The organism is Collinsella intestinalis (assembly GCF_902501455.1).
Taxonomy (GTDB): Bacteria; Actinomycetota; Coriobacteriia; order Coriobacteriales; family Coriobacteriaceae; genus Collinsella; species Collinsella intestinalis.
Map to the genome: position 1 here is coordinate 637,234 of NZ_CABWIC010000007.1, position 24,972 is coordinate 662,205.

At 63.9% G+C, this 24,972-nt stretch carries 18 protein-coding genes and 3 tRNA genes; 5 read left to right on the plus strand and 16 right to left on the minus strand.

Annotated features, from left to right (window positions below; translation table 11 throughout):
• Positions 1–15: 15 nt before the first annotated feature.
• The 5 genes from AOBCEHNH_RS04230 to AOBCEHNH_RS04250 form a co-directional block, all read right to left on the minus strand.
• The gene (locus AOBCEHNH_RS04230; protein ID WP_152063278.1) at positions 16–2,727 is read right to left on the minus strand and encodes a valine--tRNA ligase; all 2,712 of its coding nucleotides are present in this window, start codon (positions 2,725–2,727) and stop codon (positions 16–18) included.
• Between the two features lie 182 nt (positions 2,728–2,909).
• On the minus strand, positions 2,910–4,316 hold the full coding sequence (clpX, locus tag AOBCEHNH_RS04235) for an ATP-dependent Clp protease ATP-binding subunit ClpX (RefSeq protein WP_152063279.1): 1,407 nt from the start codon (positions 4,314–4,316) through the stop codon (positions 2,910–2,912).
• Positions 4,316–4,936: an ATP-dependent Clp protease proteolytic subunit gene (locus AOBCEHNH_RS04240; RefSeq protein WP_006722436.1), complete on the minus strand. Its 621-nt coding sequence runs from the start codon at positions 4,934–4,936 to the stop codon at positions 4,316–4,318. The genes clpX and AOBCEHNH_RS04240 overlap by 1 nt, the downstream gene beginning before the upstream one ends.
• Positions 4,937–5,151: 215 nt before the next feature.
• A complete protein-coding gene (gene tig, locus AOBCEHNH_RS04245) occupies positions 5,152–6,447 on the minus strand; it encodes a trigger factor (RefSeq protein ID WP_118103529.1) in 1,296 nt (431 codons plus the stop codon).
• Between the two features lie 68 nt (positions 6,448–6,515).
• Positions 6,516–6,600, minus strand: a tRNA-Leu gene (locus AOBCEHNH_RS04250).
• 214 nt (positions 6,601–6,814) lie between these two features.
• Between AOBCEHNH_RS04250 and AOBCEHNH_RS04255 the strand changes: the two genes are divergently transcribed.
• A complete protein-coding gene (locus AOBCEHNH_RS04255) occupies positions 6,815–7,855 on the plus strand; it encodes a putative endonuclease domain-containing protein (protein WP_152063280.1) in 1,041 nt (346 codons plus the stop codon).
• Positions 7,856–8,241: 386 nt separating this feature from the next.
• Here the strand turns inward: AOBCEHNH_RS04255 and gdhA are convergent, their stop codons facing one another.
• Positions 8,242–9,597 (minus strand): NADP-specific glutamate dehydrogenase, encoded by a 1,356-nt coding sequence (gene gdhA, locus AOBCEHNH_RS04260; protein ID WP_006722433.1) that lies wholly within the window; start codon positions 9,595–9,597, stop codon positions 8,242–8,244.
• A gap of 213 nt (positions 9,598–9,810) precedes the next feature.
• On the opposite strand from gdhA, the gene AOBCEHNH_RS04265 reads away from it, so the two are divergent.
• Both AOBCEHNH_RS04265 and AOBCEHNH_RS04270 read left to right on the plus strand, forming a co-directional pair.
• A tRNA-Pro gene (locus AOBCEHNH_RS04265) sits at positions 9,811–9,887 on the plus strand.
• Positions 9,888–9,892: 5 nt separating this feature from the next.
• Positions 9,893–9,966 (plus strand) — tRNA-Gly (locus AOBCEHNH_RS04270).
• Between the two features lie 80 nt (positions 9,967–10,046).
• On the opposite strand, the gene AOBCEHNH_RS04275 is transcribed toward AOBCEHNH_RS04270, so the two are convergent.
• The 6 genes from AOBCEHNH_RS04275 to AOBCEHNH_RS04300 all read right to left on the minus strand — a co-directional run bounded on the left by AOBCEHNH_RS04275 (position 10,047) and on the right by AOBCEHNH_RS04300 (position 19,407).
• Positions 10,047–13,331: a sialidase family protein gene (locus AOBCEHNH_RS04275; protein ID WP_193221176.1), complete on the minus strand. Its 3,285-nt coding sequence runs from the start codon at positions 13,329–13,331 to the stop codon at positions 10,047–10,049.
• A 199-nt stretch (positions 13,332–13,530) separates the two neighbouring features.
• Complete coding sequence (locus AOBCEHNH_RS04280; RefSeq protein ID WP_006722431.1) at positions 13,531–14,637, minus strand: sulfate/molybdate ABC transporter ATP-binding protein; 1,107 nt, start codon at positions 14,635–14,637, stop codon at positions 13,531–13,533.
• On the minus strand, positions 14,634–16,211 hold the full coding sequence (gene modB, locus AOBCEHNH_RS04285) for a molybdate ABC transporter permease subunit (protein ID WP_226803244.1): 1,578 nt from the start codon (positions 16,209–16,211) through the stop codon (positions 14,634–14,636). The genes AOBCEHNH_RS04280 and modB overlap by 4 nt, the downstream gene beginning before the upstream one ends.
• A 238-nt stretch (positions 16,212–16,449) precedes the next feature.
• Positions 16,450–17,319, minus strand: coding sequence for a molybdate ABC transporter substrate-binding protein (modA, locus tag AOBCEHNH_RS04290; protein WP_152063282.1), 870 nt, complete (start codon positions 17,317–17,319; stop codon positions 16,450–16,452).
• A 183-nt stretch (positions 17,320–17,502) separates the two neighbouring features.
• Positions 17,503–18,009, minus strand: a complete 507-nt coding sequence (locus AOBCEHNH_RS04295) for a MogA/MoaB family molybdenum cofactor biosynthesis protein (RefSeq protein ID WP_118271305.1) — start codon at positions 18,007–18,009, stop codon at positions 17,503–17,505.
• Positions 18,010–18,126: 117 nt separating this feature from the next.
• On the minus strand, positions 18,127–19,407 hold the full coding sequence (locus AOBCEHNH_RS04300; protein WP_152063283.1) for a molybdopterin molybdotransferase MoeA: 1,281 nt from the start codon (positions 19,405–19,407) through the stop codon (positions 18,127–18,129).
• A gap of 199 nt (positions 19,408–19,606) precedes the next feature.
• Between AOBCEHNH_RS04300 and AOBCEHNH_RS04305 the strand changes: the two genes are divergently transcribed.
• Entirely contained in the window at positions 19,607–20,965 is a 1,359-nt protein-coding gene (locus tag AOBCEHNH_RS04305) for a chloride channel protein (protein WP_152063284.1), read from the plus strand.
• Entirely contained in the window at positions 20,962–21,939 is a 978-nt protein-coding gene (locus tag AOBCEHNH_RS04310) for a diacylglycerol/lipid kinase family protein (protein ID WP_226803246.1), read from the plus strand. The genes AOBCEHNH_RS04305 and AOBCEHNH_RS04310 overlap by 4 nt, the downstream gene beginning before the upstream one ends.
• A gap of 12 nt (positions 21,940–21,951) precedes the next feature.
• Here AOBCEHNH_RS04310 and AOBCEHNH_RS04315 read toward each other — a convergent pair whose 3' ends face one another.
• From AOBCEHNH_RS04315 to AOBCEHNH_RS04330, 4 genes are all read right to left on the minus strand, one after another.
• A complete protein-coding gene (locus AOBCEHNH_RS04315) occupies positions 21,952–22,284 on the minus strand; it encodes a peptide chain release factor-like protein (protein ID WP_370739239.1) in 333 nt (110 codons plus the stop codon).
• A gap of 108 nt (positions 22,285–22,392) precedes the next feature.
• Positions 22,393–23,364 (minus strand): alpha/beta fold hydrolase, encoded by a 972-nt coding sequence (locus AOBCEHNH_RS04320; RefSeq protein WP_152063286.1) that lies wholly within the window; start codon positions 23,362–23,364, stop codon positions 22,393–22,395.
• A 132-nt stretch (positions 23,365–23,496) separates the two neighbouring features.
• Positions 23,497–24,030, minus strand: a complete 534-nt coding sequence (locus AOBCEHNH_RS04325; protein ID WP_152063287.1) for a nitroreductase family protein — start codon at positions 24,028–24,030, stop codon at positions 23,497–23,499.
• Positions 24,031–24,054: 24 nt separating this feature from the next.
• The gene (locus AOBCEHNH_RS04330; protein WP_152063288.1) at positions 24,055–24,963 is read right to left on the minus strand and encodes a TIGR02452 family protein; all 909 of its coding nucleotides are present in this window, start codon (positions 24,961–24,963) and stop codon (positions 24,055–24,057) included.
• Positions 24,964–24,972 lie beyond the last annotated feature (9 nt).

The following is a 24,972-nucleotide window of genomic DNA, read 5'->3' on the forward strand; positions in this document are numbered from 1 at the left end:
CAACGTATGGACCGATTACTCGAAGTCGGCGAGCTGGGCCTTGACCGCAGCGATGGTCTCGGTGAGCTCGGCGGCGCGCTCGCGCTTCTTGGCGACGACCTCGGGCGCGGCCTTGGCGATGAAGCCCTCGTTGCCCAGGGTGCGCTCGGCGGCGGCGAGCTCCTTCTCCGCCGTGGCGAGCTCCTTGTTCAGGCGGGCCTTCTCGGCGTCGAAGTCGACCAAATCGCCCACGACGACATAGGCGTCGAAATCGGCGCCGGCAAGTGCGATGGCGGCTGCGGGCTTCTCAAAGCCCTCGGAGGCGCGCACGGAAAGCTCGCTGATGTTGGCCAAGCCGCAGATGAAGTCGGCCATGCCCTCGATGGCCTCGGCGACCTCGGCGCTCGCGGCCTTGACGACCACGGGCAAAGCCTCCTTGGGGCTCAGGCGGTAGCGAGCGCGGGTGGAGCGGGCGTCGGACACGACGGCGCGGGCGAGCTCGAAGGAGCGCTCGGCCTCCTCATCGATGAAGCGCTCAAAGGCCTCGGGCTCGGGCCAGGAGGCGACCATCAGGGCCTCAGCGCGCTCGATGGCGCCGTCCTCGTTCATATCCAGCCAGCTGGCGGGCATCTGATCCCAAATGGCCTCGGTGACGAACGGCATGAGCGGGTGCATGAGGCGCATCGACGCATCGAGCACGAAGATCAGGTTGCGCTGGGCCTGCAGGCGCGCCGCATCGTCCTTGAGGCGGGTCTTGGTGACCTCAACGTACCAGTCGCAGACCTCGTTCCAGAAGAAGTTCTGGACGCCGCGCGCCATCTCGCCGAAGGTGTACTTCTCAATACCCTCGGTCACCATGCGCGTGGCCTTGGCCAGGCGGCTGAACATCCAGGCATCGGCCGCGGTCTCGGCGACGGGCTCGCCCGGGGTGTAGCCATCCATGTTCATGAGCAGGAAACGGCTGGCGTTCCAGATCTTGGTGACAAAGGAGCGGGCCTGCTCGGTACGGGCCGAACCCTTGAGGGCCTTCGTCTTCTTATCGATGTCGGCGTCGAACTTGACGTCCTGGTTGGTGGTGCACAGCGTGAGCAGGTTGTAGCGCATGGCATCGGCACCGTACATGTCGATGAGGTCCATGGGGTTCACACCGTTGCCCTTGGACTTGGACATGCGGCTGCCGTCCTTGGCGAGGATCGTGGGGTAGATCACGACGTCATGGAACGGGACCTCGTCGAGGAAGTACAGCGAGCTCATGACCATGCGGGCGACCCACAGTGCGATGATGTCGCGCGCGGTGACGAGCGCCGTGGTGGGATGATGGCCCTCGAGTTGCTCGGGATGCTGCGGCCAGCCCTGCGTGGCGAAGGTCCACAGCTGGGAGCTGAACCAGGTGTCCAGCACGTTCTCGTCCTGGTGGACATGGGTGCAGCCGCACTTGGGGCAGACCGTCACGTCGTCCATGCAGGCGTCCTCCCAGCCACACTCCTCGCAGTAGAACACGGGAATGCGGTGACCCCACCACAGCTGACGGGAGATGCACCAGTCTTTCAGGTTCTCCATCCAGGTGGTGTAGGTCTCGGTCCAGCGGGCCGGGTGGAAGGTCACGCGACCATCCTGGACGGCCTTGAGCGCGGGCTCCTTAAGCTTGTCCACGGCGACGAACCACTGCTCGGAGAGCCAGGGCTCAAGCGTTTGGTCGCAGCGGTAGCAATGCATGACGGAATGATCGTGCTCATCCACGTGATCGAGCAGGTCGTGCTCCTCGAACCACGCCAGGACGGCCTCACGGCACTCGTCGCGCGTCATGCCGGTGAACTCGCCATAGCCCTCCACAACGACGGCATGCTCGTCGAAGATGTTGATCTTCTCCAAGCCGTGGGCCTCGCCCATCGCATAGTCGTTTGGGTCGTGCGCCGGGGTGACCTTGACAAAGCCGGAGCCGAAATCGGGGTCGACGTGCCAATCGTCGAAAATCGGGATCTCGCGGTCGACGATGGGCAGCTTGACCGTCTTGCCCACGAACGCCGCCTTCTCGGGGTCCTTGCTCGAAACGGCGATACCGGTGTCGCCGAGCATGGTCTCGGGGCGCGTGGTGGCGACGACGATGTACTCCTGGCCGTTGACCGGCTCGGTCAGGGGATAGCGCAGATGCCAAAGGTGGCCCTTCTCATCCTTGTACTCCGCCTCGTCGTCGGAGATGGCGGTGGTGCAGTCGGGGCACCAGTTGACGATGCGCTTACCGCGATAAATCAGGCCGTCATGGTACCAGTCGCAAAAGACCTTGCGGACCGCCTCGGCGTACTCGTCATCCATGGTGAAGCGCTCGCCGTCGAAGTCGACGGAGCAACCCATGCGCTTGATCTGCTCGACGATGGTGCCGCCGTACTCGTGCGTCCAATCCCAGCAGGCATCGAGGAACTTCTCGCGCCCGATCTCCAGGCGGGAAACGCCCTCGCTCTTCAGCTTCTTATCCACCTTGGTCTGCGTGGCGATACCGGCGTGGTCGGTGCCGAGAATCCAGCGGGTGGAGCGACCGCGCATGCGGGCCATGCGAACGATGGCGTCCTGGATGGAGTCGTCGGTGGCGTGACCCATGTGCAGGATGCCGGTGACGTTGGGCGGCGGGATGGTGACGGTGCAATCGCCCACACCCTCGCGACGCTTGTAGTAGCCGCCGTCGAGCCACTTCTGCAGGATAGCCGGCTCGTTGACCGCCGGATCGTAATTCTTGGGCATCTCTTCTGCCATAGCCATGCTCCCGAAGAGTCGAAGTTTGCGTAATTGCCAACAGGATAGCACGTGGGAGATGCGCTTTGGAGCCTGGCGCGCCATTGCTCACGGGCAAATCCCGTCAAGGCATCAAAAGAAAAACGGCTGACACATGGCCAGCCGTTTCAAAGATAGACAACGCATGCATGCGCATCGAAGTGCTAGTCGAGGTCGATATCGGACCCGGCATAGACGCGACGCGGCTGCTCCTCGCCGCGAACCGCCGCGGCGGTAACGACGACACGGAGAACGCCCTCCTCGCTCGGGAGGTCGAACATGGTCTGCTGGAGCAGCTCCTCGCAAATCGAACGCAGACCGCGGGCACCGGTCTTGCGCGCGAGTGCCTTCTTGGCGATCTCGTGCAGCGCGTCGGGCTCGAACACGAGCTCCACGCCCTCGAGGGAGAACATGCGGCGATACTGCTTGACCACGGCGTTCTTGGGTTCGGTGAGGATGCCCACAAGATCGTCCTCGGAAAGGGCCTGGGTCTGCGTGATGACCGGCGTACGGCCAATGAACTCGGGGATCATGCCGAAGTTGTTGAGATCCTCGGGCAGAACCTGCTTGAGCAGGACGTTCTCGTCCTTGGACGTGGGGCCGGCGATCTCGGAATTGAAGCCGATGCCCTGGTTGCCAACGCGATCGGAGATGATCTTGTCCAAGCCCACGAACGCGCCGCCGCAGATGAACAGGATGTTCGTGGTGTCGATCTGCAGGAGCTCCTGCTGCGGGTGCTTGCGCCCGCCGGTGGGCGGGACGCTCGCAACGGTGCCCTCGAGGATCTTGAGCAGCGCCTGCTGCACACCTTCGCCGGAGACATCGCGCGTGATGGAGAGGTTCTCGGCCTTGCGGGCGATCTTGTCGATCTCATCCACATAGATGATGCCGATCTGCGCGCGGTCGATATCGCCGTCTGCCGCGGTGATGAGCTTGAGCAGGATGTTCTCAACGTCCTCGCCCACATAACCGGCCTCGGTGAGGGCCGTGGCGTCGGCGATGGCGAAAGGGACCTCGAGTACGCGGGCCAGCGTCTGCGCGAGCAGCGTCTTGCCGGTGCCCGTGGGCCCGAGCAGCAAGATGTTGCTCTTGGCAAGCTCGACATCCTCGTCGACGGCATGGGCGCCCAGGGAACCCTCGACGGTATCGCCCATCAAAACGCGACGATAATGGTTGTACACAGCCACGGACATGGCGCGCTTGGCGTCCTCCTGGCCCATGACATACTGGGACAGCGCGTCGTAGATCTCGTGCGGGGTGGGCACGCGGGTGATGATGCGCTCGGCGGTCTCGCGCATGGTGGGGGCCGGCGCCTCATCCTCGTCCATATCGAAATCGTCCATGGGCTCGGCGTGATTCACGTAAGAGCCAAAGGCACGCATCATCTCGTCCTGCGCGAAGGACTGCTCGAGGATCTCGTTACAGGCCTCGACGCATTCATCACAGATGAACATGCCGTCCTGGCCCTTGACGAGCTTGCGAACCTGCTCCTGGGTCTTACCGCAGAACGAGCAGCGAACCTGGCCGTCGCCCTCCATGCCGGCGGTGCGGCCGAACTCGTCGCCCGCCATTAGCGCTCGCTCCCGGAGTCATTGCGGGACGTGACGATGCGGTCGATGAGTCCGTACTCGAGGGCCTGCTCGGCACGGAGGTAGTTGTCGCGCTCAGTGTCGCGCTCGACCTGCTCGAACGGCTTGCCGGTGCAATCGGCGAGAATCTGGTTCAGGGTATTGCGGGTCTCGCGGATCTCACGAGCGGCGATCTCGATCTCGGTCTGCTGACCCTGGGCACCGCCGCTGGGCTGGTGGATCATGATCTTGGAGTGCGGCAGGCTGAAACGCTTGCCGGGGGCGCCGGCGGCCAGGAGGACGGCGGCCATGGAGGCGGCCATACCGACGCAGATGGTGGAAACGTCGGGCTTGATGTAGTTCATCGTGTCCAAGATGGCCAAACCGGAATAGACCTCGCCACCGGGCGAATTGATGTAGAGGGAGATATCCTTCTCGGCATCCTGGCTCTCGAGGTGCAGAAGCTGCGCGATGACCAGGTTGGCAGTCACCGAGTTGACCTCCTCGCCCAAAAAGACGATGCGGTCGTTCAGGAGACGGGAGTAGATGTCATAGCTGCGCTCACCGCGAGGGGTCTGCTCGATGACGTAGGGCACGAGCGCGGAGTCGATGCGATTGATCATATGGCTCCTTTCGGGTTGTGCGGCGCATATGCGACGCGAGGCAAGTTCGGCATGTGCGGACGACGTGCGCCCGCGAGATAGAAACATACGGTGCCCTACCTCGACTTCGCGCGGTGGGGCACCGTAAGAACTTCAGCCGTTCAGCTGTGTATGATACACGTTTTCGCGGACACAAACTTGCATGCGCCGCATCACGTGATGGAGAACCCTAAGGGCTACTCGGCCTTGGCCTCGGCGGCGCGAGCGGCCTCGTCGACCTCGGTCACCTTCGCGTTCTCGACCAGCCAGTCAACGGCCTTGGAGCGACGGATGGAGTCGCGGACGGCAGGCATGCGGCCATCGGCGACGAACTGGGCCTTGGAGGCCTCGACGTCCTCGATGCCGGCGCGCTCGAACTCGCCGTCGACGTCCTCAGCGGAGACCTCGACCTTGAGCTCACGGGCGAGGGCGTCCAGCGCGAGGGACTCACGGGCGACGTCGTTGGCCTGACGGTGCAGGTCGGCGATGAAGTCCTCGGAGCTGATGCGGTTGGCCTGCAGCCAGCCGTCGAGGCTCATGCCGCGGGCGGAAAGGCTCTGCAGGAAGTTCTGGCCGAGCTCCTGGAAGACGGACTGCTCGTAATCCTCGTCCATCTCGTCGAGCTGGAGACGCTCGGCGAGCTTGGCGACGCAGCGGTTCTCCTTGAGCTGGGGAAGCTGGGAGGACTTGTCAGACTCGATCTCGAGCTTCACAGCGTCGCGCATGGCGTCCACGCCGTCGAAGCCGAAGTTGGTCTTCGCGAACTCATCGTTGAGCTCGGGGAGCTTGCGCTCCTTGACGCCCTTGACGGTGACCTCGACGGAAGCCTCCTCGGCACCCTCGACCTCGGGGGTCCAGGAGATGGTCTTGGTCTCGTCGACGTTCATGCCCAGCAGGCCCTCGTCGAACTCCTTGGGCAGGTGACCGGCGCCCATGGCGATGACGCGGCCCTCGCCGGCGAGCGCCTCGGCGTTCGCGACGTTCTTGATGTCGACGGTCACGTAGTCGGAACCCTCGACGGCGCGCTCGACGTCCTCGAAGGTGGCGTGGTAACCCATGAGCATGTCGACCTGCTGGTCGATCTCGGCCTCGGTGACCTCCGCGGGGGGCATCTCGATCTCGACGGCGTCGTAGGAGGAGAGCTCAGCGGACGGGCGCAGGGTGAACTCGACGGTGTAGGTGTAGTCGGTGCCATCGGCGCACAGGTCGATCTCCTGGTAATCGCCCTCCTTGACGGGGACGATGTCGAGCTCGTTGAGGACGTTGCCCTCGTTGGAGCCGATCAGCTCGTTGGTGGCCTGCGCGAGCACGGCGTCCTTGCCCAGGGCGGAATCGATCACGGGACGGGGGGCCTTGCCGGCGCGGAAGCCGGGGAAACGATACTGCTTGGCGGCAGCCTTGTAGGCCTTCTTGATGATGGCGTCGACGTCGGCGGCCGGGATGGTGACCGTAGCGGTGAGCTTGGCGTCCTTCACGTCAGAAGTGATGTTCAACGTTCCTCCTCTAATACACTCGGCAAGGATTTGGGTGCCGATCCCTTGATACCTTGTGTGCGCGCGACTGGTGCGGGCGAAAGGACTCGAACCTTCACGGGAAAGCCCACTGGAACCTAAATCCAGCGCGTCTACCAATTCCGCCACGCCCGCAGCTGGTCACACAGGCGAACATAATAGCAAAAAGGCCGTTTTCGTGTACGTGAGCATAAAAGTGGACACAATGCCGCACCGACCCTGCACATCCATCGCATACAGCGGCTCCCGCATGGGTACAGTATGAAATTAACAAGCTTGTTGTCGCCTTGCTCCTTCTGCCCTCCGTCGCAAGGCACTCGGAAGGCCCGTTGTGCGGGGAGGGATTGTTGTGGAGCAAACGAAGCACACCGTCGTGTTGTCGGGGGCTACAGCCCTGCGCGCCCTGAGGCGCGAAAGACGTATTTCAAGTCAGATCACGTGGGGCTCGGTCGAGCTGAACGAGCAAATCGATGCCATGAGGCGCGCAACATGCCTGTCCAGCCTCATCGATCTCGAAGATCTTGAGCGCCTCGGCGTCCTTGTTGAAAACGAGCAGGTCGACCTTGCCGTCGGACGCATCGCAAAGCGCACGGCAACTCCTCCCGTAATCGCCCATTGCATCGGAAACCTTGGAGAGGGCGGGCTGATGCGCATAGCCAAAGAGCTGTATGCCCTATCTCCCGCCGCACTTACGCTCGACCTCGCCCGCGACTCATCGTTCGAAGGACTTCTCGCCCTGATGGAAGAGCTCTCCGGCAATTGGTCGTTACCTGAACGGCCCCTCGGAACCAACGAGCTGGATGACAGTCTTGATTTCATTGATAAGCCGTGCGGCTACTACGAGAGCGCTCCCGCCCTCGACCTCGAAGAGCTCCGGTCTTTTCATGCAGCAGCCACGCGCATGCGCGGCCGAAAGGCGGCAGAAACGGCAGTGAAATACGCGGTCGGGGGAAGCCGCTCGCCAATGGAAGCAATTATGAACTGCGTTTTCGCGCTCCCACATGAATACGGCGGACTCAACTGCAGGCCCGTCGAAACCAATCGTAAGATCGCAATGGACGAAACGGCGCACGCACTCTCGGGCCTGCCCTACGTTATCGCGGATGCGTATCTGCCCCGGTTCAATACGATCTTGGAATACAACGGCTCATACCACGACGACGCAACGATCAGGCGCCGTGACGAAGCCCGGACACTCGGACTTATGTCGATGGGCATCGACGTATACCGGCTCAACAGCGACCAGCTGAGAGACCCGAACGCGCTCGAGGCTATTGCGCGTATGATCTACCGAAGGTCGGGAAGATTTTTCAGGCCCAGGGCAAAGTGTTATCAACAAAAACACCTGCAATTACTCAACGGGCTTAGAAAAGCCTTTGGCCTGAATTAAATCAGCGCCGAAAAGACCGCGGTTAGAGGCCTCGATTGCCAAATTCGACCAAAGTGTAACCATCGGATGTCGAGTTTAGAGCCGCCAAGCCAAAAACTTGAACGTTCGAAGCTCTGACATCCAACTTTGGCGCACCAATACCCAGAATATCTTCTAAATTGGCGGCAATAAGATGGCAAGCAGCGCCCTTCGCTAGGCATCGGTCACACATCTGTCGAATTTGACAGTACGAACCAGGTCCGCAGACGCGCGCTCAAGCGACCAAGGGGGGCAAAGGCGTGTGAACCCCGGCCACCCACAAAAACCGACATTTGACGCAAACTCCCGCCGATGAGACAAACGCTCCATCGGCGGGAGAACCAAAAGGTTAAATCAACTAAAAATGACTACACGATGCCCTGGGCCATCATGGCGTCGGCGACCTTTTTGAAGCCGGCGATGTTGGCGCCGACCATGTAGTTGCCCTCATAGCCGTACTCGGTGGCCGCATTGTCGCAGGCATGATAGATGCCGCGCATGATGCCCTCGAGCTTGGCGTCAACCTCTTCGAAGCTCCAGGACAGGTGCTCGGCGTTCTGGCTCATCTCCAGACCGGAGGTCGCCACGCCGCCGGCGTTGGCCGCCTTGCCGGGCATGAACGCGACGCCGTTCTCGATGAGGTAGTTGGTGGCTTCGGTGGTCGTGGGCATGTTGGCGCCCTCTCCTACCACCTTGCAGCCGTTCGCCACGAGCGCCTGGGCGTCCTCGAGCAGAAGGGTGTTCTCACGCGCGCAGGGCAGTGCGATATCGCAGGGAAGCTGCCAGACACCGCGGCCGTCCTCGGCATGCCACACGGCATTGGGACGGGCGTCGACATACAGGGCGAGGCTCACACCGCGGTCGTTGCCGGAGCGCTTCTTGTTGTAGATGTCCTCAAGAACCTTGTAATCGATGCCCTCGGGATCCTCGATCCAGCCCTTGGTGTCGGAAGCGGCGATGACCTTGCCGCCGAGCTGGGTCGCCTTCTGGACGGCATAGATCGCCACGTTACCGGAGCCGTGCACCACGACGGTCTTGCCCTCGAAGGAGTCGTTGTGGCACTTGAGATACTCATCCACGAAATAGACGAGGCCGTAGCCGGTCGCCTCGGTGCGGGCGAGCGAACCGCCGAAGGAGAGGCCCTTGCCGGTGAGCACGCCGGTCCACTCGTTCTTGAGACGCTTGTACTGACCGAACATGTACGCGACCTCACGGCCTCCCACGCCCAGGTCGCCAGCCGGGACATCGGTGTTGGGGCCGATGTGGCGGTAGAGCTCGGTCATGAAGGACTGGCAGAAGCGCATGATCTCGTTGTTGGACTTGCCCTTGGGGTCGAAGTCCGAGCCGCCCTTGCCGCCGCCCATAGGCAGCGTGGTGAGTGCGTTCTTGAAGATCTGCTCGAAACCAAGGAATTTGAGCATGCCGAGGGTGACAGTGGGGTTGAAGCGCAGGCCGCCCTTGTACGGGCCGATGGCGGAGCTGTACTCCACGCGGAAACCGCGGTTGACCTGGCACTTGCCCTCGTCGTCGATCCAGGGGACGCGGAACATGATCACGCGCTCGGGCTCCACGAGGCGCTCGAGCAGACCGGCGGCCTCATAGGCGGGATTGTCGTTGACAGCCGGGGCGATCGAGGTCAGGACCTCGTCGGCGGCCTGGATGAACTCGGGCTGATCGGCGTAGCGCTCGTGCAGCTGGGCGATGACCCTATCGGTATAGGTCATGATAGTGCTCCTCAGAAGTGGGAATTCTCTTGCGCTGCATATGGTACTACGGCGGCATAAAGCGATTAGGGAGAAGGGCTCTAGGTTTCGTAGTGGTTTCGAAACGTCATGTGCTCAATTGTCGGCAACCGTTGCCGAAGTCGCGCGGGTACTCTATAATCGCTAACGCCTTGGGATAAGCAGGGTCTTGGTACCCCAGCTGCTCAGCACCTTCGGGACGTGGCGCAGTTTGGTAGCGCGCCTGCTTTGGGAGCAGGATGTCGCAGGTTCAAATCCTGTCGTCCCGACCATACATGCGGGCGTAGTTCATCGGTAGAACCTCAGCCTTCCAAGCTGATGAGGCGGGTTCGACTCCCGTCGCCCGCTCCAGGAACGTTATGGGCCCGGCACCGTTGTGGTGCCGGGCCCTTTTCCATCAAATGGCACCGTTTTCGAACCCGGCCCTGTCACTAGCGCTTGCGGAACCTGAGGCCAAGACCGCCGATCAGCGCACCAAGGGCGGACACGCCAGCGACCATAACCGCGGGGTCGCCGGTCTGGGGAAGCCCGGAGCCGGGCTTTGCGGAGGCGCTGTGGGACCCGCCATGCTGCCCGCCGTCATGACCCTGACCGCCAACCTGGCCCTGACCGGAGCCCTGCTCCTGGTCCTCTGGATCCAATTGCCCATTACCCTGTTCATTTCCCTGGCCTGGGCCCTCAGGGAATTCAGGGGTGGGGTCACCGGAGACCGTGATGCGATGGACAGTGCCACCCACCAGGACATCCGTCGTTCCGGGACCCACGGCCGTGACCTTGAGTCGGTACTGGACGCGATCGGGGTCGACCTTGGCGACATGGGCGTACTCTCCCGCCCCCTCGCGTGCGGGATTCAAAACGTAGCGAGCGTCCCCCACCTTTGCGACGATCAGGTAGCTCTCTCCGTCCTCAAGCTCCGAAGCGGAGGCGACGCGCTCGTACCCGGGGATTTCGGACGCACCCCGCGCTTCCCCGGCGAGCTTCCACAGCTCAAATGCATCACCGGCTCCACAGGAGTTACGACAGCGGTCGAACTTCGCCTTTCCATCGCGCCAAAAATGCAGATGAGCTCCACTCACTTTGTCGTCGAGCTGACCGCGGTCGTATAGCTTGAACGTACCGTCATCATTCGATTTGAGCTCGATGGGATGAGATTGAGCCTTGTTGGGGCTCAGCATCTTGCCACCGGACAGGTTCAGGTACACCCGCTCACCGGCAGCCGTCTTCCCGGAGATGGCCCATGCATCATCTGTCTTCTCGAACGTGTAAAGCGCCGAGCTCAGGCGCGCCACGCCCTCGGCAAAGGAAGGATCCGAACCCAGAGCCGCCGCCGACTCGCCCCAAACCTCGACAAAGGGAGCCTGAGTCATCTCGACTCGCGCCACCGAGACATCGGGCTTGCGCTCGATCGTGCCGGCGGATACAGGGATGAACACTTCCTTTCCCTGCTCGACCTTCACTTCCTCCAGCGCAGAGGGGGCGACCGTGACCACGTACTCGATGCCCGAAGCCGCATCGGTGAAGGTAACTTCCCCCTCCTTGAGGCCTTCGATCGTCAACGTCGCCGTACCGTCATCGTTTTTGTCGAGCTTGATCTTGGCGATGGAACCGTCAACGCCCCCAAAGCCGGAGAACGAAGCGGCGACCTTCATCTTGACCGACCCGTACAGCGGGACTGAGACCGCACGCTTGTTGGAAACCTCCGCACCCGGAGCGATTTGGGCCATGTCGAAGTGCGTGAAGTTCGAGGCGTCGCCCTCGCCTTCCCAGAGCAGATCGACGGAACCGTCCGTTCGCTCGGTCAGACAGGAGTAGGCGAACCGCCCCTTGGCGCCGGGCACTTCATGACTGTATTTCCATTCGATGCTGCCGTCTTCACCGACGAGGCCGACGTATACCTTGCCGTTTGCGCGACTGCTCCCCGTGGGACACGAGAGCAGAATCGCCGGCTTGCCATCGATGAGCTTGGAATACTTGAGCGCGCTGATCTGGCAGCCGGTGTAGACGTCTATGCCGGAATCGCGCAGGCTCCTCTCCTCTTCCCACGTGGCACCGCCGTCGTGCGAAACCGCATACCAGCCGTGGCGCGCGAACAGATAAAGGACGCCGTCGACTTCGACAACCGTCGACTCCGATGTCTGGCACTGCAGGGAGGTGCTGCGCTTCCAGGTAACGCCGTCGTCGGAATAGATGACGCTGGCATTGCCATCACCCTTGCCGCGGATGAAGGTATAGCACGGGAGCACGATGCGGCCGCCCGACGTCACCAGGCCGCGACCCGGCCCCACGCCGTAAAACGCCGCGTTGCCGCCGGGCAGATTGGTGCGAACCTGCTCGTTCAGCATGAGCGGATCGGTCCACGTCGCCCCTGCGTCATTCGAGCTGATGAGCCACAGGTACGACGTCGCCATCACGTGGAGTTCCGCCTTGTAGAAAAACACGTTTTGCTGCACGAAGGCGGAGCTGCCAAGCTGCTGGCAATAGAGCGGGTCTTTATTCTGATCATAGAGGTAGTAGTGCCGGTCGACATACCGCTCGACCGCGCCCCCATTCTTCCGGTAGACGGGCGCGAGACCGTCGGCGGCGAAATCGCCCACATAGTGCGTATATCCCTCGCCCTGCTCGGCACCCACCTTGCGCTGCTCGCTCGGCACCGGCGAAGCAAAGAGCACGAGGCGCTGGCGCCCGTCGATCTGAACGTATCCGCTGCCGTTGACGGGGTCTTGGTGCTTTGCCGTGTTGAGCGCGACGCCGCCGGGCCATAGGTCGACCATCATGTAGGTCGTATCGCCCTTCTGGGCCATCACCGGGTCGATGAACGCGGTCGCCTCGTTGCTAAAGGCGTCGACGGAGTCGGGGAAATAGTTGGGGAAGTTGAAGGACCAGGTCTTTCCGCCGTCCGTCGAGCGGCTGAAGATGGTGTCCAAACCGGCGGCATCGCCCACATGGTTCCAGCGAGCGTCGATGGCAGCGAGCAGGCTGCCGTCCTTGTGCGTGATGAGGGACGGGATGCGGAAGTTCTTGCTTCCGCCCGTATTGGGAGCAAAGGGGCGATCTTGGGTGGTTCCCGTGGTCAGCTTGCGGTTCGGCACAACCTCCGGCAGCACCTCGACGCGCTGATAGAACAGCACTTCATACGGCTTATCTGCAGAGGTCCAACCGCGGTCGTTATGCATGAGGTACCGAGTCGCTCCCTCGACCTGCGCGCTCACAACGTATCCGCCATGCTCGCCAGGAGCGATGGAAAGCACCTGGGGAGTCGCACGCGCCTCTCCCCCGCGCTCGGTCAGGTTGAGGTAGACATCCTCGGCATTCGACTTGATCGTATAGCCGCCCTCTACTGCAGAGACCGTCCACTCATGCTCATGCTTGCCCGCATGCCCGCCAATCGTGCAGTCGACCGGCGTCAGCTTGTCGGCGGCACTCCCGACCTGGCAACGATCGAGTTTTGGGTTGCCAGCGGTCAGGTGCAAGATGCGCTGTTTTTGGCCGACAGGGGCATCGGAGGAGACGAGCGTGTACGTCTGACCCGATTCAATTCCCTTCGTCACCTTGTGAAACTCATTCGTCTTGGGCAGGTTCGCGGTTGAACCCACGCGCTCGACAGCCGCCACGGGTCCATCCACCTCGGCGGCGATCGCCAGCGCAGGTGTCCACGACAGCGCGAGCGCCGTCCCCGCAGTCAAAGCCGCAAGGGCGATTCGACGTTCCTTGACCATGCAATCCTCCAAGCCGCGGCCCTTCGGCCGCGAAACACTCGGTCGACACAACGTCATTAACTTATTTTCATAGTCGTTAAGTTGGCATTTGTTTTAGGCAAACGGCGCCAGCCCGCCGATAAGCGGTTACAGGTGTAGCCTAGCGCAGGTCATATGGGGTGTTATACAATTTGAGAAACGCAAAAGGACGCCGGAGGCGTCATCGATTCACCAAGAGCAGCCTGCTCGCATCGAAGTGCAGACGAAGCGTCTCGCCCGCCTCGGGCAGAGAACCCGTGGGCGCATCGAGGATGTCGACCTTCCATTGGATGCGGGACCGCGACCCCCCGAGTGGCGGCTCAAGAAGCACCAGCCGCTCGAATCGTGCATCGCTCACACGCGCCACGTGCAGATCGAAGCTGTTGCGCCCGAGCTCACCTGCCGCACGAGCACGGTCGCGGTGAATATGCCGGGCACGGACGCCGAGGTAGGCCACGTCATCGGGGACCTCGCGGCCCATGTCGAACGTCATGCCCCAATCAAGCGCCTCGACCACCGTGTCAGACACCTTGCGGGCCCGCGAGGTGTTCTTGCACCCCGTAAGCCTCATGCCTGCCAGCGTTTGCGGACGCGCGATCAACTCCCCTGCCGTCCCGCTCTCCTCCACGCGGCCGTTATGCATCACGCAGATGCGATCGCATAGGCGGCACGCCTCGTCGATATCGTGACTCACGTAGAGCACCGTACGGTCCACCACGGAGAACACGTCGAGCAGGTTTTGCTCGAGCGCGCTCTTGAGATATGAGTCCAACGCCGAGAACGGCTCGTCGAACATGAGGATCCCCGGACGAGCGGCAAGCATGCGGGCAAGCGCGACGCGCTGCTGCTGGCCGCCGGAGAGCTGTGTGGGGAACCGATCCGCAAAGGTGGAGACGCCGAAAATCTCGAGGAACCGTAGTGCCCGAGACTCGCGCCTCGCAGCCTCCCCGTCCATGCGGCCGCCCAGTCCGAGTCGCGGCCCCGCCATACCGGCGCATACGTTCTCAAGCACCGTCATATGCGGGAACAGCTGGTAATTCTGGAACAGCAAGGCCGTCTTGCGCTCCTGCGGCGAGAGGTTCACCCCCGCCTCGGAATCGAAGAAGGTCACGCCGTTCACCACGATGCGGCCCTCGTCCGGGGTCTCCACGCCGGCGATGCAGCGCAGCGTGAGGCTCTTGCCGCACCCGGATGCCCCGAGTAGGGCCACGCGCTCCTCCCCCACCTCAAGGGCGACGTCGAGCGTAAAACCCGGGTACCGTTTCTTAATCGCCATGCTCAGGCTCATGCCGCACCGTCCTCAAATAGCTCGCGCAGAGCGGACAGGTCGATGGCAGCCGCATCTCCGCCCGTCGATTCCAAATCGTCGACGACCATGTCCGCATCGAAACTCGTGATAGCCGCCGCGCGGGACCCGCCGGCATCCGCCGCCGCGCCCGCCGACGAACGAGCGAGGGCATGACCGCGCGTCTTCTCTCTCACTCCCCCGCGTGCGACGACCCCTACATGCGCACCGTCGCGGTACCCCTGATGGCGCGCGGTATATGCGTTGATGCCCCAGACCACCAGGAAGCTGAACGCGATCACGACCATCACCCAGAACAGGGCAACGGCGGTATTGCCGCCCATCCATTCGAAGTAGATCGCGATGGGAATCGTCTGGGTGATGCCCGCGTAGTTGCCGGCGAAAAACAGCGTACAGCCAAACTCGCCCATAGCTCGAGCGAAGGCGAGCACGGTTCCGGCCGCGATGGAGGGCCAGGCAAGCGGCATCATGAGCCTGCAAAAGATTCGCACCTCAGACCAGCCGAGCGTGCGGGCGGCGTCGATCATGCGCCCGTCGAGCGACTCGAATGCGCCGAGAGCCGTGCGGTACACGAGCGGGAAGCTCACCACGATGGCCGAGATGACCGCCGCCTCCCACGTGAAGACGATCGTGATGCCGTGCGCTATGAGCCAGCGGCCCACGGCCGTGGATTGCCCGAACAGCATGAGCAGCAAAAAGCCGCAGACCGTGGGGGGCAGCACCATGGGAATGGTGAACACCGAATCGAGGACGCCCTTGAGACGACTCGACGTGCCCATGACGCGCCATGCGGCGAACAACCCCAACGCAAAGGAGATGGCCAGCGCCAGGCCGCTGGTCTTGAGCGATACCCAAAATGGGCGGTAATCGATGGACGAGAAGAAGGCGAGGGCCTCTCCGACAACGCCCGGATCGTCTTTGGCGACCATGTTTCCCGCATCGACAACCTGGGCGAAATCGCACCACAACACGCCGTCGCCCAGGTCGACGCCGGCGGCACGCGCCGCATCCAGACCGGCCTCGCCCTCCTCGGCATTCGCCAATGTCACAGTCACATAGCGTGCGCCGTCATCGCCACGCGCATCGAAGCGATACCGAAAGGCACCGAACACGCACTCGGAATCAGTCGCGAGCCTGAGAGGCACTTCTCCCTCCGAGAGCAGGGCGCCGCCCATGCTGCCGGCCTCGTCGAGCGCGCAGACCATCGACCACAAGGCGGATAGGCCCGCGCCGCTCGGGTCATCCAGATCGAACATTGCCGCGACCTCGCGATCGACGTGCAAGAGTACCTCACCGGGCGCGCGGACAACCACCAAGCCGGCAGAATCCGAGATTGGAAGTCGATAGCCTTCGGGCGCACCCTCGGACGCACGGGCCGTGCCTTTGGCGAGGCGCTCAAATCCGATGATGCCAAACGAGGCGCCATCCACTCGAGCGGAGTCATCTGCGAGGATCTCCACAGTCTGTTGTTCGGGAGCCTCGAGTACCGTCGGGACGGCCATGGCGGAGACCGGCATTGCAGCGGCAGCGACCATCAACACGCACGATACGATCACGACAAGGGCCAAAACCCATGAACGCGCCGCGCGGCCGCCGACGAATCGCCGAAGCGCGCCGACCCGTCGCACGATGCCGCCTGCGCAACCCCCGCAAAGATCCCAACTATCTCGGCCCATGCCCATATGGCACGCTCCTACCCTCGACATGAATAAGGGCGGTCACCGGGACCGCCCTCGAACCTACGCATAACACGCGCCCCCGGCATCAGTATGCCAGAGGCGCGCGGGGAAGCACTTACGCAAACAGCTCGAAGCCGTACTTGGCCCAAACCTTCTGAGCCTCGGCATCGTTCATGCAGAAGTCGAGGAAGTCGGCCGCTGCTTTAGCATGCTCGCTCGAGGCGGCAACGGCACCGGGGTAGACGATGGGCTTATGGGAATCCTCAGGGCAGACAAAAGCCTGCTCGATGCCGTCGTAGCGAAAGATGTCAGAGCTGTAGACAAAGCCGATGGTCGCATCGCCGGTGGAAACGTACTTGGCGGCGGTGCCCACCTTGTCGGCCAGGGCGACGCGGTCGGCGAACTCGGGCGCGTACACGCCGTCGTCACCTGCGGCGCCGGTATACAGGCCGATGGTGTTCAGGGCCTGGTTGGCGTACTTGCCGGCCGGGACGGTCACGGCGTCGCCGATGGCGACCTTGCCCTCGATGTTCTTCACATCCTCGAGCGAGGCGATCTCGGCGTCGGAACCCTCCGCCTTCACGACCACCAGATCGTTCACGAACATGTCCAGGCGCGTGGCCTCGTCGACGAGCCCGCCCGCGACGGCGTCATCCATGGTGCCCTTTGAGGCGGTGATCAGGGCGTCGACCTGGGCGCCGGCACGTATCTGCTCGATGAGATCGCCAGATGCCTTGAACTGGGTGTCGGCAAAGGTCACGCCGGTCTTCTCGGTGTAGAGGGCCTGGACCGCGGGCATGGCCTTCTCGAGGGAATTGGCTGCGAAGATCTGCAGCTCGACGGCCTTGGCGGGAGTGGACCCGGCGGTATCGGCGGGCTTGGCGCCGCAGCCGGCGAGCGTGCCGGCGAACAGGGCGGTGAGGCCGAACGCGACGAGCGAGCGGCGCGACACAGCGCGGGCGGGCGTGTTGAGCGTCTTTTCCATCTTTGCGGTCCTCCTACAACCGTCTCAATTTGTACCTGTCCCTAAATGGAACAAATGGGATATCCACGTGAGCGCAACCCCAATCGGACCCGGTCATGAAAGAAGGGGGGGCAGCCGGGCCGCCCCCCTCGAGTCGATTATATTATATTCGTTCGAGAATAATACTCTACTGAGAATAATGTATTAATGCCCGCCACCGGCCGCCATCTTCATGGCGTGCTCGAGTTGGTCGGACACGGCCTCCCAACATTCCCGCGCGGCCTTGGTGGAGCCCGGGAAATTGATGACGAGCGCCAGGCGGCCGGTGAACGATCCATCCGAGCCGCGCACCAGGCGCTGCATGCAACGAGCGCGCGAGAGCATGGCACGACGGGTCTTTGCAAGCGAATACGCGCGGATCGCCTCGGCGATGCCGGGCACGTCACGCTCGCAGACCACGGCCGTGGCCTCGGGCGTCACATCGCGGGCAGACAGGCCCGTACCGCCGCAGGTCAGGACGATATCCGCACCGAGCTCATCGGTCGCGGCGCGGATGGCGTCCGAGATGTCGCGCGCATCATCACAAGCCACGACGTGAGAGACGACGTGCCAGCCCGCACCCTCGATGAGCCCGACAAGCGCGGAGCCGGCCTCATCCTGCTCGATGGTGCGCGTATCAGAGCAGGTCACGATCGCGAACTTGATATCCATGGAAACCCCCTTCGGCGCCGACGTCCCCGTCGAGCGCGTCGTTTGGAACATGAGAGACAGGCAGGCGTCGCCCTTTTCGAAGAACGGAGCCCGCCCGGGGCGCACGAGGCAGACGGACTACAGAACCGTGCCCTCGGGCACGTCGTAGCGCAAGACCGCAACGGTCTCCCCCGCGTCAACGCGACCGGCATCCTCGTCGAGCATGACCAGGCAGTTGCCCCGATGCAGGTCCACGAGCAAGGCGGAGTTTTGCGTGGGTGCCTGCATCACCTCGAGCTCGCCATCGGCACCGGCTCGCTCCACGCGCGCACGGTTGTACGCGGCGCGGCCCGGGCGCTTCTTGATGCCATGGGTGGCGCGAGCCTCCTGAACGGGACGCTCGAGCTCCGTATGCCCCATCATCTTGCGCAGCGCCGGGCGCACGAACAACTCAAAGCCCACGAACGCGCCGGCGGGGTTGCCCGAGAGGCCGAAAAACGGCATCTCGCCCAGCAAGCCAAAGGTCACGGCTTTGCCCGGCTTGATGGAGACACGATCGAAGAGGACCTCGCCTTCGCGCTCGATGAGCGCCGTCACATAGTCGTAATCGCCGGCGGACGCGCCGCCGGACGTCACCACGACATCGCACTCAGACGCCGCGCGACGGACGAGCTCGCAGATACGCTCCTCGTCGTCGGGCGCGATGCCGTAGAACACGGGCTCTGCGCCCGCCTCGCGGGCCGACGCCATGAGCGCGGGCCCGTTGACATCTCGGATCTGGCCGCGCGCGGGAACCGCACCGGCATCGACGAGCTCGGTGCCGAGCGAGATGATGCCCACGCGCGGGGCGCGATGCACCGGCACGAACGCATGGCCGGCATTGGCAAGTAGGCCCGCGCCCGCCGGCGTCACGACCTCGCCGGCGGCCATGACCACATCGCCCGCACGGGCCTCGAGACCTGCGGCGCGGATATTCTCACCGGGCTTTGCCGGCGCGGTAAACGACACGCGCGAGCCCTCGTTGCCGTCGCCCTCGAGCACCTCGACGACCTCGTACTTCACCACGGCGTCCAGGCCCTCCGGTACCGGCGCGCCCGTCATGATGCGCACGGTCTGACCGTGGCCGACCTCGCCCTCGAAGACATGGCCGGCCGCCTCGTGACCCACGACGTCGAGCACGACGGGGCCGTCGGCCGTGGCGGCGGCGAGGTCGGCGGCATGCAGGGCATAGCCGTCCATGGCGCTGTTGGCGAAGGGCGCCAGATCGATGTCGGTCTCGATGTCGGCCGCCAGCGGCAATCCCGCGGCCTGCCACGCCGGCACCTCGCGCACCTCGGTGGAGCGCATGCATCCGAGCACGATGCGGCGCGCCTCCTCGACTGGGATCATGTTCGCATCGGGATTCTTTCCGCGAGCCATACCTCGCCCCTTCCCTCGTTTTGACGCGCCATCCATCGTCGTTCATCCGACGTGATATGCGCGCCTGTATATTCTCAATAGAGAATAGTGTATGGACCGCCGTTTGCCTATGGACAAGACGCCCACCCACGCAAAGCCCCGACGGCCAAGGGGCGTATACTGGACGCATTTGACGGAAACGAGATCCAAGGGAGGCGTCATGCCCAGGCGCATGCTCGAAACGGCTCAGAAAGAGCTCAAGCGCGGTGCCCGCGGCGCGGGCGCGCAAGCGCGTCGGGGCGCGGGCAATGCCTGTGCGAGCGCGCGCGTGTTGGTGCTCAGCATCCTCACCTCTGCCCTCATGGGCGTCGCGGGCTGGGCGTTCCTCGCCGCCCTCGACATGGCCACCACAACGCGCGAAGCCCACGTATGGCTGTTCGCCCTGCTCCCGATCGTAAACGTCGCGACAGCCTGGCTCTACCGCAACCACGGCCTGCGCGCGCAGCGCGGCAACAACCTCGTCATCGACAGCACCATCACCGGCACGCCGATCCACGTTCGCATGGCCCCGCTCACCTTCCTGTGCTCCACCGCAACGCATCTGGCCGGCGGCTCGGCCGGACGCGAGGGAGCCGCGGTGCAGATGGGCGGCACCATCGCGAGCAATGTGGCGAGCCTGTTCCACGTAGAGGGCCACGATCGACGCGACCTCATGATGGCCGGCATCTCCGCGGCGTTCGGCGCGGCGTTCGGCACCCCGCTTGCCGGCGCGTTCTTTGGCATGGAAATGTGCTTCGTGGGCAAGATCGACTACAGCGCCGCGCTCTACTGCCTGACCGGATCGTTCGTCGGCAACGCCGTGAGCCGCGCGCTGGGAAGTCACTTCGTCTTCCAATCCATCGCACGCGTTCCGGCGATGGACGCGCGCACCATCGCCATCGTCATCGCCGCCGCCGTGGTGTTCGGCCTGGTGGCCCGACTGTTCACCCTCTGCATCCGCACGGTCAAGCGCCTGTACGCACGCCTCTTCACCAACTACCTGGCGGCCGCCGCGACCGGCGGCATCGTGATCGCCGTGCTGTTCTTGTGCCTCGGCATGGCCCCCTACGCCGGCCTGTCCGAATGGATGGTCGGAGCAGCCTTCCGAGGCGAGACCACCCTCGTCGATCCAGTCGCCAAGCTCGGCATGACCGCGCTCACCGTTGGCGCGGGCCTGCAGGGCGGCGAGGTCACGCCGCTGTTCGGCATCGGCGCATCCCTGGGCGGATGGATCGGCCAGGTCACCATGGGCGATCCGAGCCTCGTGGCGGCGCTCGGGATGGTCGGCGTGTTCGGCGCGGCCCTCAACGTGCCCATCACCACCATCATGCTCGGAATCGATATGTTTGGCGCTCAGGCAGCTGGGTATTTTGTCATCGTCGGCTTTGTGAGCTATCTCGTGGCGGGGCACGCGGCCGTGTACCCGGCACAGCGCATCGTGACCCCCAAGCGAAGGGGGCTCAAAGACGACGCCGCCCTTACCGTCGAAGGTGCCCTCGAGCGCCATCGCCGCGAACTCGAGGAGCTGATGGACGAGTGAACGTGAACCGCATGGACGCCCTCGGGCGAGTGCTGATCGTGGTGAATCCCGCGGCGCAAAGCGGTGCCGCAGCGGGAGCGGCCGAGCGCCTCAAGCGATTCCTCACCATGTACTGCCACCGCGAGGCCTTCGACATCGCGCAGACCGAGCGCCCGCGCCATGCGACCGAGATCGCGGCCGGTGCGGCGGAATACGACACCGTCATAGCGCTCGGCGGCGACGGCGTGGTGCACGAGGTCGCCTGCGGTCTCATGCGCATCGAGGAGGGCAGGCGCCCCACCCTCGGCGTGATTCCCGTGGGCTCGGGCAACGATTTCGCACGGACGCTTGGCCTCACCGATGTCACGGATGTCTCGGGCACGGATTTCTCCCCGCTTTTGACGAGCTCGGCGGCGCCCATCGACGTACTCGAAATCACCTGCCGCTCCCATACCGGCGGAACGACCCGCACATGGACGGAATACGCGGTGCAGACCATCTCGTTCGGCCTCGACGCCGCCATTGCCATCGACACGCACGCCATGCGCATAATCACGGGCCTGACCGGCGCCCCACTCTACCTGGCAAGCGGCCTAAAGGCATTCGGACGCGACTACCGCGACTTCCCCGCTCATGTCCGCTTCGACGGCGGCGCCGAGAAGCGCGTTCGCGCGATCATATTCGCGATTCAAAACGGCCCGACCTACGGCTCTGGCTTTCGCATCTGCCCGCAGGCGGACCCCTGCGATGGATTGCTCGATGTGTGTTACGCCACCGGCCCGGTGCCGCGCGCGGTGGCATTGCCCGTCTTCCTCTCGGCTAAAAACGGCGGGCACACGCACAACCCGCATGTGCATCTGCAGCGTGCAAAACGCGTCGACCTCGTATTTCCGAGCCCGACCTACCCCATCCAACTCGACGGCGAACAAGTGGGCGCAGCCGAGATGTCAATCGAGGTGCTCCCCTCGGCGCTCAGCGTACTCTGGCCGAGGTAGCCGCCACCTCGATCACTCGCTCCCGTCATAGCGTCTGCGCGCCGCCTTGATCCGTGCCCGATGACGCTTATCGGCGAGTCGCCGGGCCTTGGCCGCCTTGCCGGGCTTCGTCGCCACACGCTTCTTGGAAGGACGCGCCCTGCGGGTGAGTTCCTCTTTGAGCTTCCGCAGGCAGCTCGCCCTATTCTGAAACTGGCTTCGGCTCTCGCGCGCCGTGACCACGATGCCGCTCGGAACATGGCGCATACGCACCGCGGAATCCGTGGTATTCACGCCCTGGCCTCCGGGTCCAGATGCCCGAAAAGCCTGGATATCGCAATCGCGCGCGAGCTCGTCGATCGGCATCGACGCCCATTTGGCATAACGCTCGCGAGAAACCCGCCCATCATCCATTTCGAGCACCCCCTTCCAGCGACGCGGAACGGCCCCATGCGACCGACCCAAAAGGACGGCCTAGAGCCCCTGACGCTCCAGCCAAGCGAGCACGTCGCGATGAACCTCGCCCTTGACGGGCTCGTTCAAAATCTCATGGCGCATGCCGGGGTAAAGCTTCTCGGTCACGCTCTCAACGCCCGCCTTGCGATACATCTCCGCCGCGCGATGAACGCCGGCGCCGCACTCGCCCACCGGGTCCTGATCGCCGGACACGAACAACAGTGGCAGCGCATGTGGGACCCTGCGCGCCAAACGCAGATCCGTGGCGTCGGACACCAAGCTCGTCAGCACGTGATATGCGCCGACGGTGAACTTTTGACCGCACAGAGGGTCGCGCTGGTATTCGGCAACGACCTCGGGGTCGGTGGCGATCCAGTCCAGATCTGTCTCGGCGTCCTTGATGGCCCTGCCATAGCCGCCGGCACCCATTCCGTCAACGAGCTCGCTCACGTAGCGCTCGCCATGCTTTTTGGCCAATGAACTCGTAAGGGCCTTGCCCGCCGTCGAAAGGGGACGGGGCTGATGGCCGGTGCCGCACAGGACGGCGGCGCGCACGCCAAAGGCATGGCGGGTCAAGAACACGCGGGTGATGAAGCTTCCCATGGAGTGACCGAAGATCACGTACGGGATGCCGCTCACCCGCATGTCGCAGCGCTGAGACAGGCGCTCAAGGGCGAGCTCGCGCAGCGTCTGCACATCGGCGACGAGCACGTCCTCGCCGACCTCGAGCGGCATGTGACCCAAGTCCTCGGCGCTCGAGACGCTCTTGCCATGACCTATATGATCGTTCGCGCAGACGGCGAAACCCTGCTCGCAAAGGAAGGAGGCGAAGCCCTCGTAGCGCTCCACGTGCTCGGACATGCCGTGCACGATCTGGACAAGCCCACGGGGCGCCTCGCCCCCCGAGGCGACCTCGTCGGGCTCCCACATGAGGGCGCGCACCGTGGAGGCGTTGTCGCGGCTGGCATAGGTGATGGTCGTGGTCTTCATCGCGTGCTCTCCGGGTCGGGGTATGGTCTCATGGCGCGTGCGCGCATCTCGCTCCTTGTACCCAAAATGAAAGGGAGGGTCGGCGGACGAGGTGAACGGGCGCGGAGACCGACGAGCGGTCGGATGAGCCGGTTAGAGGACGATGCGGAAATCGGACATCGGGATGGTGCGGGCCTCGCGAACGCACTCGCCCGCGATCTCGTCGGCGGCGTAACCCACGGTGAGCATATGCACCGGGTACAGGTCGGCGGGCAACCCAAACTCATCGATGGCCACGCGCGGGTCGAAATGGCAGACCCAGCAGGTGGAAAGCCCGAGGTCCTCGGCCTGCATCATCATCTGGTCGACCACGATGCTCGTGTCGATGTCACCCGAGCCCATCTGGTCGTACTTGCGCACCCAAGCCGTGTCGACCTTCTCGCACACCATCAGGACGACCGGCGCGCCAAACACGCTGCCGTCCTTGGCGAAGTGCTTGGCCGCTTTGGCCGCCTTCTCGCGCAGGGCGTCCGTGTCGCACACGAGCACGCGACTCGGGTGCTTGTTGCAGGCGGACGGGGCGATGCGACCGGCCTCCAAGATCGCTGAGAGCTTCTCGGGCTCGATCGCGCGCTCCTCATAGCTGCGGCAGGCATACCGGGAACGGGTCAGTTCTGCAAAAGACATGCGTCTCTCCTTCGATGGTCGGCGCTACAGGTACTTGCGCCAGTCGTCCTCTTCCCCATCATCCTCTTCGGCGGCAGCGGCGGCCTGCTCGGCGGCACGGCGCTCGGCGAGGGCGTCGGCGAAGCTCACCTGATTCCTCTCGGGGAAGGTCGAGAGCGCGTGCTCGAAGCACGCGAGGTTCTCGTTGAAGCGATCGCGCGGGACGGCGAAGATCGCGAGCTCGATGCCATGGGAAGCCGATGCCAGCTCCTCGCGGAACAACTCGGACACGAGCTCGGCCTCCCAGCCAAAGACCCCACAGCCCCAAGCGCCCAGTACGACCTGCTTGTGACCCAGCGCATCGACGATGTTGAGGGCGAAGTGAATGCGGTCGCGCATGGCGCGCACGAGGGCGGCCTCGTCGACCTTGTACTCCTCGCGGGCGCGGCGGGCGTTGGGCGCGGCCACCACGAGCACATCGGCGTAGGCGTGGATCTTCTCACGGGAGAAGCGCACCTTGGGAACGACGAGTGCGCGATTACGGTAGAGATTGCAGTTGATATTGCGACGGCGATTCTCACCGTACCAGTCGCCCTGTTTCTCGAGCACGTTGTACAGGAACGACTCGGCGCACAAGGCCTCCTCCTGCGCCCAGGAGCCGCGGATGTAGCCGCCGCCCGGGTTGGTGAACGAGGCGAAGTCGAGGACCGCCAAGTCGCAGAACTCGGCGCGGCCACGGCCGTTCTCGAGAATCGCCGCCACGGCGTCGGCGGCCATGACACGGACCTCGGGCACGCGGCCCTCGACCTCGGAGGTGACGGGGGCCTCGAGACGCTGGACGCCGGCGAGGCTGCGCTCGATCTCCTTGCCAAAGCGGGCAGCCATCTGCTCGGCATGGCGCTGCGCCTTCTCCGCACGCGCCTGCTTCTTGGAATTGGGCTTGCGATCTGCCATTCCCGTCTC

Coding starts and splice junctions, on each gene's coding strand:
- modA (WP_152063282.1), bottom strand. CDS start 17,319: ATGGAAAAGACGCTCAACACGCCCGCCCGCGCTGTGTCGCGCCGCTCG.
- AOBCEHNH_RS04280 (WP_006722431.1), bottom strand. CDS start 14,637: ATGAGCCTGAGCATGGCGATTAAGAAACGGTACCCGGGTTTTACGCTC.
- AOBCEHNH_RS04295 (WP_118271305.1), bottom strand. CDS start 18,009: ATGGATATCAAGTTCGCGATCGTGACCTGCTCTGATACGCGCACCATC.
- AOBCEHNH_RS04240 (WP_006722436.1), bottom strand. CDS start 4,936: ATGATCAATCGCATCGACTCCGCGCTCGTGCCCTACGTCATCGAGCAG.
- AOBCEHNH_RS04230 (WP_152063278.1), bottom strand. CDS start 2,727: ATGGCAGAAGAGATGCCCAAGAATTACGATCCGGCGGTCAACGAGCCG.
- AOBCEHNH_RS04275 (WP_193221176.1), bottom strand. CDS start 13,331: ATGGTCAAGGAACGTCGAATCGCCCTTGCGGCTTTGACTGCGGGGACG.
- clpX (WP_152063279.1), bottom strand. CDS start 4,316: ATGGCGGGCGACGAGTTCGGCCGCACCGCCGGCATGGAGGGCGACGGC.
- AOBCEHNH_RS04320 (WP_152063286.1), bottom strand. CDS start 23,364: ATGAAGACCACGACCATCACCTATGCCAGCCGCGACAACGCCTCCACG.
- AOBCEHNH_RS04305 (WP_152063284.1), top strand. CDS start 19,607: ATGCCCAGGCGCATGCTCGAAACGGCTCAGAAAGAGCTCAAGCGCGGT.
- AOBCEHNH_RS04300 (WP_152063283.1), bottom strand. CDS start 19,407: ATGGCTCGCGGAAAGAATCCCGATGCGAACATGATCCCAGTCGAGGAG.
- gdhA (WP_006722433.1), bottom strand. CDS start 9,597: ATGACCTATACCGATAGGGTCATCGCCCAGCTGCACGAGCGCTACGCC.
- AOBCEHNH_RS04325 (WP_152063287.1), bottom strand. CDS start 24,030: ATGTCTTTTGCAGAACTGACCCGTTCCCGGTATGCCTGCCGCAGCTAT.
- AOBCEHNH_RS04330 (WP_152063288.1), bottom strand. CDS start 24,963: ATGGCAGATCGCAAGCCCAATTCCAAGAAGCAGGCGCGTGCGGAGAAG.
- AOBCEHNH_RS04315 (WP_370739239.1), bottom strand. CDS start 22,284: ATGCCGATCGACGAGCTCGCGCGCGATTGCGATATCCAGGCTTTTCGG.